This window comes from Oenococcus kitaharae (assembly GCF_025758695.1).
Classification (GTDB): Bacteria; Bacillota; Bacilli; order Lactobacillales; family Lactobacillaceae; genus Oenococcus; species Oenococcus kitaharae_A.
On the sequence record NZ_JANJQP010000002.1, the window covers coordinates 538,528 to 555,918 of the forward strand.

The 17,391-nt window shown below is 44.2% G+C and carries 16 protein-coding genes; 15 read left to right on the forward strand and 1 reads right to left on the reverse strand.

The window, feature by feature from the left end:
* From NRF22_RS06075 to pnuC, 11 genes are all read left to right on the forward strand, one after another.
* Entirely contained in the window at positions 1-894 is an 894-nt protein-coding gene (locus tag NRF22_RS06075; RefSeq protein ID WP_263779689.1) for a DNA polymerase III subunit delta', read from the forward strand.
* Positions 866-1,720, forward strand: a complete 855-nt coding sequence (gene rsmI, locus NRF22_RS06080) for a 16S rRNA (cytidine(1402)-2'-O)-methyltransferase (protein ID WP_263779690.1) — start codon at positions 866-868, stop codon at positions 1,718-1,720. Before NRF22_RS06075 ends, rsmI begins: the two co-directional genes overlap by 29 nt.
* Positions 1,720-2,460: an acyl-[acyl-carrier-protein] thioesterase gene (locus tag NRF22_RS06085; protein ID WP_263779691.1), complete on the forward strand. Its 741-nt coding sequence runs from the start codon at positions 1,720-1,722 to the stop codon at positions 2,458-2,460. The genes rsmI and NRF22_RS06085 overlap by 1 nt, the downstream gene beginning before the upstream one ends.
* A 52-nt stretch (positions 2,461-2,512) precedes the next feature.
* Positions 2,513-3,508, forward strand: a complete 996-nt coding sequence (galE, locus tag NRF22_RS06090; protein ID WP_263779692.1) for a UDP-glucose 4-epimerase GalE — start codon at positions 2,513-2,515, stop codon at positions 3,506-3,508.
* A complete protein-coding gene (gene tsaB / locus NRF22_RS06095) occupies positions 3,508-4,242 on the forward strand; it encodes a tRNA (adenosine(37)-N6)-threonylcarbamoyltransferase complex dimerization subunit type 1 TsaB (protein WP_263779693.1) in 735 nt (244 codons plus the stop codon). The genes galE and tsaB overlap by 1 nt, the downstream gene beginning before the upstream one ends.
* Complete coding sequence (gene rimI, locus NRF22_RS06100) at positions 4,226-4,741, forward strand: ribosomal protein S18-alanine N-acetyltransferase (RefSeq protein WP_263779695.1); 516 nt, start codon at positions 4,226-4,228, stop codon at positions 4,739-4,741. The genes tsaB and rimI overlap by 17 nt, the downstream gene beginning before the upstream one ends.
* Positions 4,738-5,763, forward strand: coding sequence for a tRNA (adenosine(37)-N6)-threonylcarbamoyltransferase complex transferase subunit TsaD (gene tsaD / locus NRF22_RS06105; protein ID WP_263779697.1), 1,026 nt, complete (start codon positions 4,738-4,740; stop codon positions 5,761-5,763). Before rimI ends, tsaD begins: the two co-directional genes overlap by 4 nt.
* 79 nt (positions 5,764-5,842) lie before the next feature.
* Entirely contained in the window at positions 5,843-6,508 is a 666-nt protein-coding gene (locus NRF22_RS06110) for a redox-sensing transcriptional repressor Rex (RefSeq protein WP_007747184.1), read from the forward strand.
* Between the two features lie 113 nt (positions 6,509-6,621).
* The gene (locus NRF22_RS06115) at positions 6,622-6,897 is read left to right on the forward strand and encodes a GroES family chaperonin (protein ID WP_007747182.1); all 276 of its coding nucleotides are present in this window, start codon (positions 6,622-6,624) and stop codon (positions 6,895-6,897) included.
* A gap of 3 nt (positions 6,898-6,900) precedes the next feature.
* Positions 6,901-8,532, forward strand: a complete 1,632-nt coding sequence (gene groL / locus NRF22_RS06120) for a chaperonin GroEL (RefSeq protein WP_263779699.1) — start codon at positions 6,901-6,903, stop codon at positions 8,530-8,532.
* A 98-nt stretch (positions 8,533-8,630) separates the two neighbouring features.
* On the forward strand, positions 8,631-9,386 hold the full coding sequence (pnuC, locus tag NRF22_RS06125) for a nicotinamide riboside transporter PnuC (protein ID WP_263779700.1): 756 nt from the start codon (positions 8,631-8,633) through the stop codon (positions 9,384-9,386).
* Between the two features lie 89 nt (positions 9,387-9,475).
* On the opposite strand, the gene rpsD is transcribed toward pnuC, so the two are convergent.
* Positions 9,476-10,090, reverse strand: a complete 615-nt coding sequence (gene rpsD, locus NRF22_RS06130; protein WP_007747173.1) for a 30S ribosomal protein S4 — start codon at positions 10,088-10,090, stop codon at positions 9,476-9,478.
* A 270-nt stretch (positions 10,091-10,360) separates the two neighbouring features.
* Between rpsD and ezrA the strand changes: the two genes are divergently transcribed.
* The 4 genes from ezrA to NRF22_RS06150 all read left to right on the forward strand — a co-directional run bounded on the left by ezrA (position 10,361) and on the right by NRF22_RS06150 (position 17,383).
* On the forward strand, positions 10,361-12,061 hold the full coding sequence (gene ezrA / locus NRF22_RS06135) for a septation ring formation regulator EzrA (RefSeq protein ID WP_028291767.1): 1,701 nt from the start codon (positions 10,361-10,363) through the stop codon (positions 12,059-12,061).
* Between the two features lie 354 nt (positions 12,062-12,415).
* A complete protein-coding gene (locus NRF22_RS06140) occupies positions 12,416-15,127 on the forward strand; it encodes a valine--tRNA ligase (protein WP_263779701.1) in 2,712 nt (903 codons plus the stop codon).
* Entirely contained in the window at positions 15,120-16,331 is a 1,212-nt protein-coding gene (locus tag NRF22_RS06145; RefSeq protein ID WP_263779702.1) for a bifunctional folylpolyglutamate synthase/dihydrofolate synthase, read from the forward strand. Before NRF22_RS06140 ends, NRF22_RS06145 begins: the two co-directional genes overlap by 8 nt.
* 47 nt (positions 16,332-16,378) lie before the next feature.
* Positions 16,379-17,383 carry a rod shape-determining protein gene (locus NRF22_RS06150; RefSeq protein WP_007747164.1) on the forward strand — a complete coding sequence of 335 codons (1,005 nt, stop codon included), beginning with the start codon at positions 16,379-16,381 and terminating at the stop codon, positions 17,381-17,383.
* The last annotated feature ends 8 nt before the right edge of the window (positions 17,384-17,391 follow it).

Genomic DNA, 17,391 nt, shown 5'->3' on the forward strand with positions numbered 1-17,391 from the left:
ATGACCTTAAAAGTGAATTCGTTGCAAGATCGTTTTCTTCAATTAATCGATGCCGGTAAGCTCTCGCATGCTTACCTTTTTCTTGGTCAAAGCCAAGACCAAATACATAATTTCATCGCAGCCCTTGCTGCTGAAATCCTTCACGAAAACTCCTCAGAGAACGTTTTTGAGAATGGCCAATTGATGCAGGTAGATCTTTTGACGGGCAAAAAAACACTTTCAGTTGATCAGATGCGCGAGTTGCAGATTTTCTTCTCCGAAAAATCATCACAAGCTCGAATTGCAGTGATTGATCACGCGGATCAAATGACCGATGCCGCTGCAAATTCAATTTTAAAATTGATTGAGGAGCCTTTTGACAATCAATATTTCTTTTTTCAGGCAGCTGTTTTTAATCAGATTCTGCCGACTATTTTATCGCGTGTACAGCTGATCCAGATGCCGAAAACTTTCGGTCGAGAAGTGCAATCACGGCTCGTGGCCGATGGGTTATCGCAAGAAGATGCCGCTTTTGTCAGCGCTGTCAGCACTTCTTTAGAAGAAGCACAGACCTTTTTATTGGCTGGCTTTGCGATTAACCTTAAAAATGCGATCGATAAATGGTTGTCAATGATACTGACGGGTGATTACCGGGCTTTTGCTTTTGTTCAAACGGATTTAATCACCTTTGCCGACACGATTGATCATCAGCGTTTGTTTGCTGCTGGGGTCAGTTACGGTCTCAGCCATGTTTTAAAACAGCAAAAGGATACGAAAACCGCTGATATATTGGCTTGCTGGCTGGACATCTCGTCCCGGCAGCGATTCAATGTTGCCTGGCAGGTGATTTTAGAGACTTTTGCACTTGAAGCATTAAGGATAAGTGATGGAACAAAAAAGTTTTCAGACAAGTAAATATGGCAAACTTTATCTTGTCCCGACGCCAATCGGCAATTTGACAGATATTACGCTCAGGGCATTATCTGTTTTAAAAGAAGTCGATTTGATCGCGGCTGAAGATACACGGCATTCCGGGATTTTGCTGCAGCATTTTCAGATCAAAAAGCCTCTCATCAGCCTCCATGAACATAATTATGCTCAACGGGTACCGGAACTGATTGAAAAATTAAAAGCAGGCACGACTATTGCACAAATTTCCGATGCCGGCATGCCGTCTATTTCGGATCCTGGCCACGAATTGGTTCTAGCAGCAATTAAGGCCGGCATTGACGTGATCAGCCTGCCTGGCCCAACTGCAGGTATGACAGCTTTAATTGCCAGCGGTTTGCCGGCTGAACGTTTTGCCTTTATTGGTTTTTTGCCCAAAAAGAGCAGTGAACAGCAGCAATTATTATCAGCTTGGCAGAATGTGGATGCGACATTGATTTTCTACGAATCGCCTTATCGTATTCAAAAGACATTATCGGCGATGCAGGAACAATTTTCCGAGCAGGCACAAGTTGTTCTGGCCCGCGAACTTACCAAGAAATTCGAATCTTATTTTCGCGGCAGCCTTGCTCAGGCCTTGGATTTTGTGGCAGAAAATGAGCCGCGCGGGGAATTTGTGATCTTACTGCACCCCGTCCCTCAGGAAAATACGTTATCTGAGGCTAGTATCAAAGAAGCTGTCCAGCGGCGTATTGACCATGGTGAAAAGGCCATCGACGCAATCAAAGCTTTGGCTAAGGCTAGCGGCCTGCATCGTGCACAGGTTTACGATATTTATCATAAGGAGAACTAATGTCCAAAATTTATTCCGAAGATTTATATATTAAAGATTTCTATTGCGACCGAACGGCTAAATTGTCCATCCCTATGATTGCCGAATTGGCTATAGCTAGCAGCATCCAACAGACGGCTGAAATGGGGATTGGTATGAAAGAGCTGCATGCAATTGACCGCGGTTGGGTCTTGCTGCAGTATGATATTCAAATTAACCGCCGGCCGGATTCTGGCGAAAAAATTCGTTTGACGACTGATCCGAAAAAACGCAATCAATTCTTTGCACTGCGTGTTTTTGATTTTTATGATGCCGATGGCAATCTCTTAATTCATATTGATTCCTTGTGGGCCATGATTAATTTAAAACGCCGGCGTCTTGTTTCGCTGCTAAATGAATTTGTCGATCCGCTGAATGGGCAGAGTGTCGAGCATCTGGAAAAACTGCCGAGCCCGAATTTGCTGGATCGCACTTTTACCGGCAGTGCTATTGCCGTTGAGGAGGTCAAGAGCACTTACTTTGATATCGATACGAATCAGCATGTGAACAATTCAAATTATCTGAAGTATTTTTTGCTGCCGATTAAAGAGGATTTTTTGCTGCATCACGAGGCCAAGCGCATTATTGTTAAATACACGAAGGAGATTTTAGAGGGTCAAACCGTGGCTTCCAAAACGCAATTTGTTAACCCTTTGACAAGTATTCACGAAATTTCTGATGATTCTGTCATTAATGCAACTGCAGAAATTGAGTGGCGGTAATGCAAGTGATAATATTGTCAAGGAGAGATTTGGAAGATAATAGGAGGTTCACATGAATGTTTTAGTAACGGGTGGTGCTGGTTATATTGGATCGCATACAGTCGATAGATTGCTGGCTCACGGCGATCAGGTGACGGTTGTCGACAATCTTTGGACTGGCCACCGCGCTGCTGTGCCTGCGCAAGTGCCCTTTTATGAGGCTGATGTGCGGGACAAAGCGGCCATGAAAAAGATTTTTGATGAGAATAATTTCGATGCTGTTGTACACTTCGCCGCTTTGACACAAGTTGGCGAATCAATGGCAAAACCACTTTTTTACTTTGACAATAATACATATGGTGTGATTTCTTTGCTGGAAGCAATGCGTGACCATGATGTTAAAAAAATCGTTTTCTCGTCCTCTGCTGCTACTTATGGCGTGCCTGAGCATAATCCAATCACTGAAGAGGAACCGCAAAAACCGATTAACCCTTATGGTCTGACAAAACTGCAGATGGAAGAAATCATGGGTTGGTGCGATCAAGCCCACGGTATCAAAGGGGTTGCACTGCGTTATTTCAATGTTGCCGGTGCCAAACCAGATGGTTCGATCGGAGAAGACCATAATCCCGAAAGCCACATGATTCCTAATATTTTAAAGACAGCTCAAGGCAAAAAAGATAAAATGGTCATTTTTGGGGATGATTATAATACGCCTGACGGCACCAACGTGCGCGATTATGTCCATGTTGTTGATCTAGCAGATGCCCACGTCCTGGCTTTAGGCTATCTGCAGCGGGAAAACAAGTCTAATCGTTTCAATTTGGGGACTGAACAAGGAATGTCAAACAAGCAGCTGATCGATGCTGCTAAAAAAATTACTGGTGTTGATTTTAAAGTCGAAGTCGGCCCTCGCCGCGCTGGTGATCCGGATGCTCTTGTTGCCAGTCCTAAAAAGGCCAAGGAAGTGCTGGGTTGGGATCCTAAACTCAGTAATGTGGAAGACGAAATGAAAACGGCCTGGAATTGGATGACAAAGCATCCTAACGGCTACGATGATCAAAAATAATGAAGATTTTATCGATTGATACAAGTGGATCAAGTTTAAATGTTGGCCTGTTAGATTCTTCGACCGGCCTTTTTTTTGCACACGAACACACAAAAGACGAAGCGCGCACGCATTCAATGAAAATTCTGCCAGCTATTCAGGCATTGATGACAAAAGCCGGCTGGTCCTTTGACCAATTGGACAGGATTGCATTGACGGCCGGGCCAGGATCTTTTACAGGCCTTCGAATAGGTGCGGCCGTGGCCAAAATGATCGCCGGCCAGACATTTGCTGAATTAGTTCCTGTATCAACGCTGGAAATGATTGCCCTTAGTGCACGCTTATCGGCCACCGATCCCAATACAACTAGCTATCTGCCGATGATCAATGCCCGCAACCACAATGTTTTTGCTGCTATTTGCCGCCCAGGGAAGCCTTTGGATGATGAAGGGCATTGGCCATTTACAGATTTTTTGTCCAAAGCTCCGAAAAACAGTATTTTTGTCTTCGAACAGGGGACAGGTGATGATTTTAAAGCGGAAATCCAAACAGCAGGATTGAAGTTTATCGAACAGCCATCAGAAAAACTCATTGATGCCAAATTATTAGCACAGCAAGGCTTATCAGCCGCAAGGGCTGATGCTGATAGTTTTGCGCCGCGTTATTTGCGCAAGACGGCTGCTGAAATGGCTTGGCTGAAAAAACATCCGGACGCCGGTGATGGAGACTACGCCAAATATGTTTCTGAAGTCTAAAAAAATCGAAGGATCTACTGAGCATGAGATTTCGATTGCCGGGAAAAAAGTGTTGATTCGACAGGCGGACCTAGAGGACAGCAAAAAACTTGTTGCTATTGAGGAAGCTGTTTATACTGGACTAGCTCCCTGGAATCAATTGGCTTTTGTGACTGAGATTGCTTACGGCCGGCACAATTTATATCTTTCGGCCAGTGTCGAGGGACAGGCGATTGCATTTATTGGATTGACATATCGCCGCAACAGCAAGGACTTGCATATTACAAATATTGCTGTGCTGCCAATATGGCAAAGCAAAGGGTTAGGCAGTTACTTGCTGAACTATGCTGGGAAAATCGCCCAACTAAATCATTTGCAGCGCCTCACGCTGGAAGTACGCCGGTCTAATGCACATGCACGCCGTTTATATGAAAAAATTGGTTTTAAGAAAAAATCGGAATTGATTGGTTACTATAATGATGATCACGAAGATGCAATAGAAATGGAGTGGCTGTTTTGACAGCAAAACAAGATAATTTAATTTTGGCCTTTGAGTCTTCGGCGGATGAGACCAGTGCAGCAGTTGTAAAAAACGGTCACGAAATTCTCAGTAATATTGTGGCAACGCAAATTGCCAGTCATCAACGCTTTGGCGGGATTGTTCCGGAGGTCGCCAGCAGGCACCATTTGGAGTGGATCAACCGTGTGACAAAAGAAGCCCTGCAGGAGGCATCCATAACTAATCCGGCTGCACAACTATCGGCAGTGGCTGCGACATACGGCCCTGGGCTGGTTGGTTCTTTATTGATTGGCTTAATGGCCGGTAAAACGTTTGCGATGGTTCACGGCCTGCCCTTTATTGCTGTTAATCACTTAGCAGGGCATATCAGCGCAGCTAATTTTGTCCAGCCGACCAGTTATCCAGCTATGGCTGTGATGGTTTCTGGCGGACATACCGAATTGCTTTGGATGGCAAAGGAAAACTCTTTTCAAATTATCGGCACAACTCTAGATGATGCCGCCGGCGAGGCTTTTGATAAAGTGGGCCGCATTCTCGGGCTGAATTATCCTGCCGGCAAAGAAATGCAGGAAATGGCAGCAAAGGGGCAAGCCAACATTCATTTTCCGATCGCACACACGGAAAACACCTTTGATTTTTCTTTTTCCGGCTTGAAGTCGTCTGTTTTAAATTATGTGCATCATGCTGATCAGCTTTCCGAGCAGATTAATAAAAATGATGTTGCGGCGAGTTTTCAAAAAGCGGTTGTGGAAGCGATTATTGAAAAAACCGAAGCCGCAATTCAAGTGTTTCAACCCGTGCAGCTTCTTCTAGGTGGTGGTGTTGCGGCAAATCTAGCTTTGCGCACAGCGATTGAGCATCTGGCCCAGACCTATCATTTGAAACTGACAGAGGCGCCGATTTCACTGGCAGGTGATAATGCGGCGATGATTGGTGCAGCCGCATATCTGAATTTTAAAGCCGGCCGTTTTTCAGGGCTGGATTTGAATACGGATCCATCTCTGAATTTTTCGAGAATGTGATTATTTCACATTTTTTGTGATTTTTTTATCTAGTTCGTTTACAATGTAATAGAAATGGTTCTGGGGGACTTTAAAGGATATGACTTCTGAAAATCAAATACCGCGGGCGACTGCACAACGTTTGCCGATTTATTATTATTATTTATCCACATTGAATGATGCTGGTATCAAGCGGATCAATTCCAGCGAAATTTCTGAGGCGATTAAGTTCGATGCAGCTACAGTTCGCCGCGACTTCTCTTACTTTGGCGCTTTGGGCAAACGCGGATTCGGTTATGATGTCAGCGCGCTCTTAAGCTTCTTTAGTAAGGTACTGTCGCAAGATAAGCTGAACAAAGTGGCCGTGGTTGGTGTTGGAAATCTTGGCCAGGCTTTGATGAAAAATAATTTCAGTCATACCAGCAATATTGAAATCGTCATGGGCTTTGATGCTGACGATGATAAGCGCTCGATCAAGCTGGTAAACGAAATGGGAAAATCGGTTCCAGTTTATCATGTTAAAGAATTGGCAGAACGGCTGCATGCCAACAATATTACGATCGCTATTCTGACAGTGCCGGAAAAAGCAGCTCAAGAAGTGACCGATCAATTAGTTGCAGCTGGTATCAAGGGAATTTTGAACTTCTCACCGATTCGGATTACGGTACCATCCAGTGTCCGTGTTCAGAATGTCGATTTGACGACCGGTATGCAGACTTTGATCTATTTTGTGGATAATTTTAAGAACATTAAAAGCGCTAAATAAAGCGTTTTTTTATTATTTTCTAAAATAGTCAGGATTTGTCAAAAAGTTTGACCTTTTTTGACCAATTGCGTTATAATTTTACGCGGAACAAATTAAAGGAGGTTTTTAAATTCATGATTAAACCATTAGGTGATCGAATTGTTCTTAGTATTGACCAGCCCGAAGAAGAAAAGGTTGGTGGGATTTTAATTGCAAACAACGCCAAAGAAAAACCAGTTACAGGTTCTGTTGTGGCAGTTTCTGAAACGGGAATTGGGGATACCGAAGCTCCTAAGTCTGTCAAAGTCGGCGATAAGGTAATGTTTGATAAATACGCCGGTTCACAAGTTACGATCGATGGAGAAGATTATCTCATCGTTCACGAAAAAGATATTCTGGGGGTTTTGTAATTCATGGCTAAAGAAGTACGTTTTTCTGAAGATGCCCGCACACGTATGCAGGCAGGAATTGACAAGTTGGCAAATGCTGTTAAGACAACGATTGGTCCTAAAGGACGCAATGTTGTTTTGGAGCAGAATTACGGTACACCAACGATTACAAATGATGGTGTCACAATTGCCAAAGCCATCGAATTAGACGACCATTACGAAAATATGGGTGCCAAGCTCGTGACTGAAGCCGCTTCTAAGACTAACGATGTTGCCGGTGATGGTACGACAACTGCGACTGTTTTGACACAAGCAATCGTTAACGAAGGCCTGAAGAACGTGACGGCTGGTGCTAATCCTGTCGGCATTCGTGCTGGTATTGAAAAAGCCACTGCCGCCGCTGTATCTGCTTTGAAAAAGGAATCTCATGAAGTTAAAGACTCTTCTTCTATTCAGCAAATTGCTTCGATTTCGGCTGCAAATGAAGAGACGGGCAAGTTGATTGCTGATGCTATGGAAAAAGTTGGTCATGATGGCGTCATCACGATCGAAGAGTCCAAGGGTATCGAGACCGAATTAGACGTCGTTGAAGGTATGCAGTTCGATCGTGGATACATGAGTCAATATTTTGTCACAGATAACGACAAAATGGAGACTAACCTGGATAATCCTTATTTGCTGATTACCGACCAGAAGATCGGCAATATCCAAGATATTCTGCCTGTTTTGCAAAGCGTTGTTGAACAAGGCCGTTCGCTTTTGATCATCGCTGATGATATTACAGGCGAAGCATTGCCAACACTTGTTTTGAACAAACTGCGTGGTACCTTTAATGTTGCTGCTGTCAAAGCGCCTGGATTTGGCGATCGCCGTAAGGCACAATTACAGGATCTGGCCATTTTGACTGGCGGTACTGTGATTACTGAAGACTTGGGCCTTCAATTGAAGGATGTCGCCATTGACCAATTAGGCCAGGCAAACCGTGTCAATATCACAAAAGACAAGACCACGATTGTTGAAGGCAAAGGTGATAAATCTGCCTTGGCTGACCGCATCAAGGGTATTCGTCAAGAGATTGAAAATACGACTTCTGATTTTGATAAAGAAAAGCTGCAGGAACGTTTGGCCAAGCTGGCTGGCGGTGTTGCTGTTGTCAGAGTCGGTGCTGCAACCGAAACTGAATTAAAAGAGAAGAAATATCGTATTGAAGATGCTTTGAATGCAACTCGTGCCGCTGTTGAAGAAGGCTTTGTTGCTGGTGGCGGTACTGCTTTGATCGATGCTATCCCAGAAGTCAAAAAAGTGACTGATGGTTTGTCGGGCGATGAAGCTACTGGTGCCCGCATTGTTCTGCGTGCTTTGGAGGAACCACTTCGTCAGATCGTTGAGAATGCTGGCCTTGAAGGTTCTGTGATTGCTCAGCGTGCTAAGACTGAAGATCCAGAAGTCGGCTATAACGCTGCAACTGGCGAATGGGTAAACATGATTCAGGCCGGCATTGTTGATCCAACTAAAGTTACTCGCTCAGCTTTGCAGAATGCTGCTTCTGTTTCGGCTATGATTCTGACTACCGAAGCTGTTGTTTCCGAGCTTCCTAAAAAAGATGAACCTGCTGCACCAGCTGGAGCCGGTGCAGGCATGCCAGGTATGATGTAAACTTATTTTTCACATAAAATCCCGGATTGTTCCGGGATTTTTTTGTTATTCTTATATCTTGTGTTCACAAAAATGCTTGATGGAGGAGGAAAAAATTTATGACGCAGCACACTTTTTTTGATCTATTCAAACCATCCTGGTACATTCACCAAATGTCCGGTTGGTCAAGGTCTTCATATATTCTTTTGATTTTTGGCTATCTATTTATTGCTTGGCAGACTTTTACCAACCCACTCGGTACGATTGCGATTTGGACTTTTATTGCGGCCATCCTTGGTTTTACAACCACCTTGGCAATTACGAATACTCGTCCGCTAAACGGCGTCTTCGGCTTGATTTCGGCCCTGATTTATATCGTGGTGGCTGTGGCGGCACACAATCCATCGGATGCTATTCTGCAGGCCGTTTACATCGTCTTGCTGGATATTCCAGTGTTGATTTCGCCTAATTGGGCGATCGACGTGGAAAAGAAAGTTCGGCGGATTGCTGAAGTTGATCAGCGTGGCGAAAAACATTCAGCTGCCTATTGGTATCGTTTATTTGCATTTTCTTTTGTAGTGGCTTGGATTATGCTTTATTTCTTTGAAATCTATATCACTAAAACACCTCGTCCAATGATTGATTCTTTCACGGCTGCTATTGGTATCACGGGTGCTTTGTTAACAACTTTGCGTTTTTCAGAATCTTATTATTTTTGGATTATCCAAGGATTGGCACAAGTGATTTTGTGGGGAATTACAGCGGCACAAGGGGATGCTTCTCTAGTCCTATTCTTCACTTATATGCTTTACTTGGCTAATGATGCAGTTGCTTTATTGGACAAACGAATTGCTTGGTTTCACCATGCAAACTAAAAAGACCGAATATGCGGTCTTTTTTTGTGTCACGACATAAGGCAATTGAATACAAAAAAGACCAGCAATCTGATTGCTGGTCTTTTCAATTAACCAAGACGGTTGTAATATTCAACGATCAGAGATTCGTTAATATCAGCACCGAGTTCTTCGCGCTCTGGGAATCGAACTAATTTGCCTTCCAGCTTATCAGCATCGAATTCAACAAAAGGTGTGTTATGCAGAGATGACTCAACTGCGTTAATAATTGGAGTGATCTTCTTGGAACGGTCGCGAACGGAAATCATTTCTCCGGGCTTGACTTCAAAAGAAGGGATCGTCACACGCTTGCCGTCAACCAGGATATGGCCATGATTGACAAGCTGGCGTGACTGAGCACGTGTAGTTGCTAAACCAAGACGGTAGACAACTGAATCCAAACGTGTCTCCAATAAAATTAAGAAATTAGTACCGTGCAAGCCCTGACGGATCTTGCCGGCTTTTAAGAATAAATTATGGAATTGACGCTCAGTCAATCCATAGGTGAAACGAAGCTTCTGCTTTTCACGCAATTGCGTTGCATATTCAGAAAACTTAGGGCGGCGGCCGGTATTACCGTGGTCGCCAGGTGCATAAGGGCGTTTTGCCAATTCCTTGCCAGTTCCCGAAAGGGAAATGCCAAGACGACGGCTTAAACGCCACTTTGGTCCGGTATAACGTGACATATTTTCTCCATTCTGTTGTAAATGGGCTAAACCAAGATTCGTGCAAAACAGCTTCGGTTCTACAGCTTGCCTACTCAAAGATTTGCTTTGAAACTGACTTGTTGACGAGCTTCTCGTTTAACTGCTGCAAACAACCCTTATATACTACACGGATTTTGGTTTTTAAGCAAGCTGAGCCGCTTCCCACGTTCGTGTGAAGGCGAACTAGATTTTAAGAAAAGCTGATGTTCTTCAAGAATCAGGCAAACAAGTCATAAAATAATGACAGCTATGGTTTGGGTATTAATAATTTCTATAATTCTATTTCTGACATATCTGGCAGCAATTCTTTTTCAGCGGTCTTTTGCACGGAGATCCAATGAAATCGTGGATGCAAAGGACAAATTGGCACAGATCAATGTCCGCCAGGCTTTGCTGGATGCTCGCAAACTGAGTTTGACAGGTAAATCGCTGCATGATTATCAGCGTTTGGAAGCAGATTACAATGACATTGAGAATTCCAAGTTCCTTCATATTGATCAGCTAGCCAACTCGGTGGTTTTTGATGCACGCGGATTAAACGTCTTTAAGACACGAGAAGAATTTAATACTTTGGATGCAACATTGCAAGAAACGCAGGCCAAGATTAAAGATATCCAAGACGGCCTTGAAAAACTCAACGAAGTTGATCAAGAACATCGTAAAGCAGTTGATGAATTACGGGTTCGTTATGACCGCCTGCGCAAAAAAATACTGGCCGAGTCGTTTAAATACGGCCCAGCCGCAGAACCTTTGGAAAATGTTCTGTCCGGTTTGGAAGACAATTTTGCGAAATTTGTCAAATTAACCGAATCCGGCGACCATAGTGCGGCTACTGATGTTTATGAACGTTTGCGTGTTGAGACCAATGATCTGGAAAAAAAGATGATTGATATTCCGCCGCTTTATGACAAATTAGTCAATCGTTATCCAGCTAATTTTAAAGAATTGCAAAGCGGGGCCGATACCTTAACAAAACGCGGCTTTGTGTTTGACGCAGATCCTAACGTCGTTATCTCCGATATGAAGAAAAGCTATCAACGGATTTCTGATAGTTTAAAGGCATTGAATCTTAAAAAAACGACTGAAGCACAGGCTGTGTTGGAGGTTCAGATCAAAACTTTGTACGACACGATTGATAATGAGTTTGGTGCCGAATACGATGTTAAGAAAAATGATCGCAAACTAAGTGGTGAACTGGCCCATGTTCGTGCGCAAAATCAGGAGCTGACTCTGGAAATTGATCGTTTAAACCAGCGTTTTATCTTGTCGCACTCAGAGGTCGAAGACACCCGCGGTTGGGCAGAACAGATTAAATCAGTTGCTGCGCAAAACGACGGCAATGTGAAACGCTGGCGGGAAAAGAAGGCGCCTTTTACAGCTTTGCGCCAAACGCAGCTAGGCCTATTCAAACAATTGGACCAAATTTCTAAAAATCAGCGTGATCTGTATGTCACAATCAGTTCCTATCCGCAGGTTTTTGATGATTTAAAACGAATTTCACTTCAATATGCTGGCGAACTTTCTAATATTCGTCGTGTGTTGGAACAGGTTGATATGCCGGGATTGCCAGCTGATTATCGCCTGCAGTTTATCTCCGTGCAGGATGAAATCAAATCGCTTAACGAAATGGTGGCTTCAGCCCGAGTGAATTTGGACGATGCACAGCGCCAGGCGCACGAAGTGACAACCGATCTGGCAGATTTGAAATCCAGCTCGTCGGAATTGTATGTCAATGCAAATTTGGCGGTTGAATTAATTCATTACGCTAATCGCTATGTTGACCGCCAGGAAATTATCAGTGCCTTGCAGCAGGCTAGATTATATTATGAACGTGATCTGGATTATAGCCGGACAGTCGATATTGTCGGACGCGCCTTAAATCAAGTGGAAGCCGGCAGCTACAGGCGTTTGCGAGATGGCTATGTCAATCGCAATCAGACACCTTTCTAGCTTGAAAGGCAGGCGGCATTTAGATATACTTAAAGACAACTTAGAGGAGTAAGCTTTATTGTGTTCAGAGATCTGACGTTTGCTGCGAGTCAGACACAAGCCGGCCGAAGGTTGCTAAGAGATTGCGGAAAATAAATATTAAGCGGCTTGGCAACAGGCAACTTGGGTGGTACCACGCAGAAGCGTCCCGGGATTTTTCCTAGGGCGCTTTTAATTTGATGATGCAAGCTAGATTATTGTTAATAAGAAAAATTTTAGAGCTGACAATTCACGATAAATGGCATTTAGCAGCTGTTTTATTTTTGATAGCTGCTTTGGTGATCTTTTTCCGCTTAAGAAGAAAGGGCAAGTGAGATGCGCGAGATCAAAATGTCGACCAAATATAATCCGACCGAGGTCGAAAAAGGGATGTACGACCGTTGGCAAAAAGCCGAACTGTTCAATCCAGACGTTGACAAAAAACTAAATAAACAAAAATATGCCGATGCACAGCCTGAGGCATATTCAATTGTCATTCCACCGCCAAATGTGACTGGCAAACTGCATCTGGGCCATGCCTGGGACACGACCTTACAAGACATGCTGATCCGTCAAAAACGCATGCAGGGTTATGACACTTTGTGGCTGCCTGGCATGGATCATGCTGGTATTGCCACTCAAGCTAAAGTCGAAGCACGCTTGCGCGAACAAGGGACCAGCCGTTATGATTTAGGTCGGAAAAAATTCGTTGATCAGGTCTGGCAGTGGAAAGACGAGTATGCCAGTATTATTAAATCTCAGTGGGAAAAATTAGGTCTTTCGTTAGATTTTACGCGGGAACGCTTCACTTTGGATCAAGGGCTGAATGATGCCGTTCGTAAAGTTTTTGTTGATATGTACAAGAAAAAATTAATTTACCGCGGCGAGTACATCATCAACTGGGATCCTCAAGCGCGTACAGCTCTGTCTGATATTGAAGTCATCCATAAAGACGATCAGGGCGCTTTTTATCACGTTAAATATCCTTTTGTTGATCCAGATTATGTGTTTAACGGCCAGCATTATATTGAAATCGCGACCACGCGCCCAGAAACAATGTTCGGCGACACGGCCGTGGCTGTTAATCCTTCTGATGAGCGCTATAAAGACTTAGTCGGCAGAAAAATTCGTGTACCTTTGGTGAACCGTGAAGTTGAAATCATTGCTGACCAGTATGTTGATAAGGATTTTGGAACTGGTATGGTCAAGATCACGCCAGCACATGATCCCAATGATTTTCAAGTGGGCAATCGTCATAACCTGCCTCGCATCAACACGATGAATGAAGATGCTTCAATGAATGAAAATGCCGGGCCATACAAGGGAATGGATCGTTTCCAAGCGCGCAAAGCTATGGTTGCGGACCTAAAAAGCGGCGGTTACATGCTGAAAATTGATCCGATTGTCCACTCTGTTGGCCACTCAGAAAGAACTGACGTCCAAATCGAATCACGTTTGTCGACGCAGTGGTTTGTTAAAATGCAGCCTTTAGCACAGCAAGCCTTAAAGATGCAGGGAATTACTGATGAACATGTCGATTTTTGGCCGACTCGTTTTGAAGATACCTATACAAAGTGGATGGAGAATGTCCATGATTGGGTCATCTCCCGTCAACTTTGGTGGGGCCATCGCATTCCGGCCTGGTATCGAAAAGACGCAAGCGGAAAAACCGAGACTTATGTTGGTTTGACAGCACCCAAAGGCGATGATTGGGTACAGGATCCAGATGTTTTGGATACTTGGTTTTCCAGCGCTTTATGGCCTTTTTCAACGATGGGCTGGCCGGATACGAAAAGTCCTGATTACAAACGTTTTTACCCGACTACGACAATGGTGACAGGCTATGACATTATTTTCTTCTGGATTAGCCGTATGATTTTTCAAGGCCGGCAATTTACTGGCCAGAGGCCCTTTAAAAACGTCCTGATCCACGGCTTAATTCGTGATGCCCAGGGACGCAAGATGTCTAAGTCATTAGGAAACGGCATCGATCCCATGGACGTGATTGCTAAGTATGGTGCTGATGCCTTGCGTTGGTTTTTGTCAACGGGTTCAACGCCGGGCCAAGATTTGAATTTCTCTTATGACAAGATGGATTCGGCTTGGAATTTCATTAATAAAATTTGGAATGTCTCCCGTTATGTGTTAATGAACCTCGATGATAATACACTGGTACAGCTGCCGTCAGCTGATCAAATGACGTTGGCCGATCGTTGGATTTTGTCGCGTTTGACTGCCACGATCGACAAAGTAACAAGCAATTTTGATAAATTCGAATTTGGTGAAGCTGGACGTCAGCTGTATAACTTCATTTGGGACGATTTCGCCGATTGGTATATCGAGATGACTAAAGAGACGCTAGGCGCTGATGGCAATAAAGGCCAGACGCCGGTTCAGCAGATTTTAGCTTATGTCCTCGACCAGACATTACGACTGTTGCATCCGATTATGCCTTTTGTCACAGAGGCTATTTGGCAGCAGCTGCCCGGCCGGAAAGCACAAGACAGTCTTGTGATTGCTGACTATCCAACTGTTAATCCGGCTTTATCCGATAAACAAGCTGAGACCTCATTTTCTGCCCTGCAGGATCTGATCACAGCTATTAGAAATATCCGGTCTGAAGCCAAAGCAGCCATTTCAACGCCTGTTGATATTCTGATTCAGACAGAAGATGACGATTTGAGAACTGTTTTCCAGGAGAATACGGATTATATTCAGCGATTTGGCCATCCTAAGTCGTTAGTGATTGCACCGGATATTCAAGCTCCAGCTTTGGCGATGTCTCAGGTGATTAATGGCGCAGTGGTGTATGTGCCCTTGGCTGAGTTGGTTGATTTGGGCGAAGAAGTTCAGCGTTTGGAAAAACAAGCGGCAAAATTCCAAGCCGAAGTCAAACGGTCTAGCGGCAAACTGGCCAACGAGAAATTTACATCGTCAGCACCAGAAAAAGTTGTCGCAGCAGAAAGAGAAAAGCTGGATGACTGGCAGGCTAAATTATCAGCTACGCAGGAACGGATTCAGACATTAAAAGAAAGCAGCCATGATTGAAAACGCAGAACAAGCTATTGCATGGATTCATTCGCTGACCCGTCCTGGTCTTCGAGTCGAGCATGATACTCAAAAAAGAATGCTGGCTTTACTAGAGAGTTTGGGTCACCCAGAGAAAAAACTACCGCCGGTCATTCATGTGACCGGCACCAATGGCAAGGGATCTGTTTCGCGCTTTTCGCAGGCTATTTTGACTGCCAGCGGCTTTAAGACTGGCCTCTATATTTCTCCTTTTATTATTAAATTTAATGAGCGGATTGAAATTGACGGCCAATATATTTCTGATAGCGATTTGACCGTCTACACACAGCGGATCGCTGATCATTATACAAACCAGACTGAATTTGAAGTGATTACTGCCATTGCGCTCCTGTATTTTTCCGAATCCCACCTGAATGCCTTGGTGATTGAAGTCGGCATCGGCGGTCTTTGGGACTCGACCAATGTGATAGATGCCACGGTGGCAGTTATTACTAGTGTTGGCATGGATCACATGGACATTCTTGGCGACACATTAGCGAAAATTGCTTACCAAAAGGTCGGTATCGTTAAAAAAACCACGAAAGCGCTGCTTTACGGCCGTTTGCCCAGTGAAGCTAAAGAGGTTGTGGAAAAACAGGCTCAGGATCTGCAGGTACCCTACGGTGAGATTGATAGCAAGCTGAAAGTTTCACGCGGCTACTATCAAAGATATAATGCGGCCCTAGCTTGGGCTGTGGTCAAAGTTTATCTGCATAATATTCTGCCGAATGAACGCTTCTTGGAGATAATCGATTTTTGGACAACTGATAAATTGATCAAATTTATTAACCACGTTTCCTGGCCGGCCCGCATGGAAATTATTTCTAAAAATCCTCTGATTATCGTTGATGGCGCACATAATCCACAAGGGCTTGCCATATTGACTGATTCGCTGCTGCGTGAATATGGTGATCGGGAGCAATTAATTGTGTTCGGTCATTTGGAAAAGAAAAAAATTTCAGTTAGAAACTTTGATAATCTACCTTTTGCCAAGGTTTTTCCAGTTAATTGGGAATCGTACCGTCAGACAGCTGAATCGGATCATTATGAAGAATGGCATAAACAGTTGGACGAACTGCTTGAAAAAATAGACAATGAAAAACAGATGATCGTGGTGACTGGATCCCTCTATTTCGTCAGCCAGGCGCGGATTTATCTGAAAAATAAATTGCAAAAAAAGTGAAAAGGCGCTGAAAAACTGCGTGTTATACTTGTAAGGATAGGACATATATGGCATTAGGATTTGGACAAAAAAATGTCGGGATTGATCTCGGCACAAGCAATACTCTGGTCTTTTTAGAAGGCTCGGGTATTATCATCAACGAACCGAGTTTCGTTGCAAAAGATACTGCGACTGGTGAATTGATGGCTGTTGGGTCAGCAGCGCATAAAATGTTTGAAAAGAATCCACCTACGATTTCAGTCATCCGCCCTTTGCGTAAAGGCGTCATTTCTGATTTGGACGCGACAGTGGGTCTTTTAAAGTACTTTTTGAATGTGGCCTATAATAATCGTCCCGGAAAACCCTTAGCGATTATCGGCGTTCCTAGTGGTGTCACTGAAGTTGAACGCCGAGCTGTTAAAGACGCTGCCCAATCTGCCGGTGTCCGCGATGCTTACGTGATCGATGAACCAATTGCGGCGGCTGTTGGAGCTGGTTTACCCGTCTATGACGCACCTGGCACAATGGTGGTCGATTTAGGCGGTGGTACAGTGGACATCGCCACGATCAGCTTGGGCAAAGCCAATGCTTCTCGTTCAACGACTTTTGCTGGGGATGCGATGAACGAAGCCATTAAAGACATGGTTCTGCAACGCTACAATTTCCGCATTTCTGAAGGTGATGCTCAGATTTTAAAAGAAGAGATTGGTTCCGCTGATGTTAAAGCTGCTAAGCAGCTGGGTTCGGCTACAGTTAAGGGCATTGACCTAATTTCCGGGCTGCCCGCTCAACGCGATGTGACAGCAGAAGATGTTGCACTTGCCATTGCCAGTCCAGTCAGCCATATTCTGGTTGAAATTCAGACAACGCTAGAGGAATCTCTACCGGAACTTGTATCTGATATCATTGACCGCGGTATTACACTGACAGGCGGCGGTGCTAATTTAAGGTTTCTTGACCGCGTGATTGCAGATACTGTTCACGTGCCTGTTTTTATTGCGCCTAATCCGCAAGAAGCAGTTGCTAACGGGCTGGGTGAAATGCTGCGTTCTTCGCAGATGCAATTTAAGTAAAAATAATA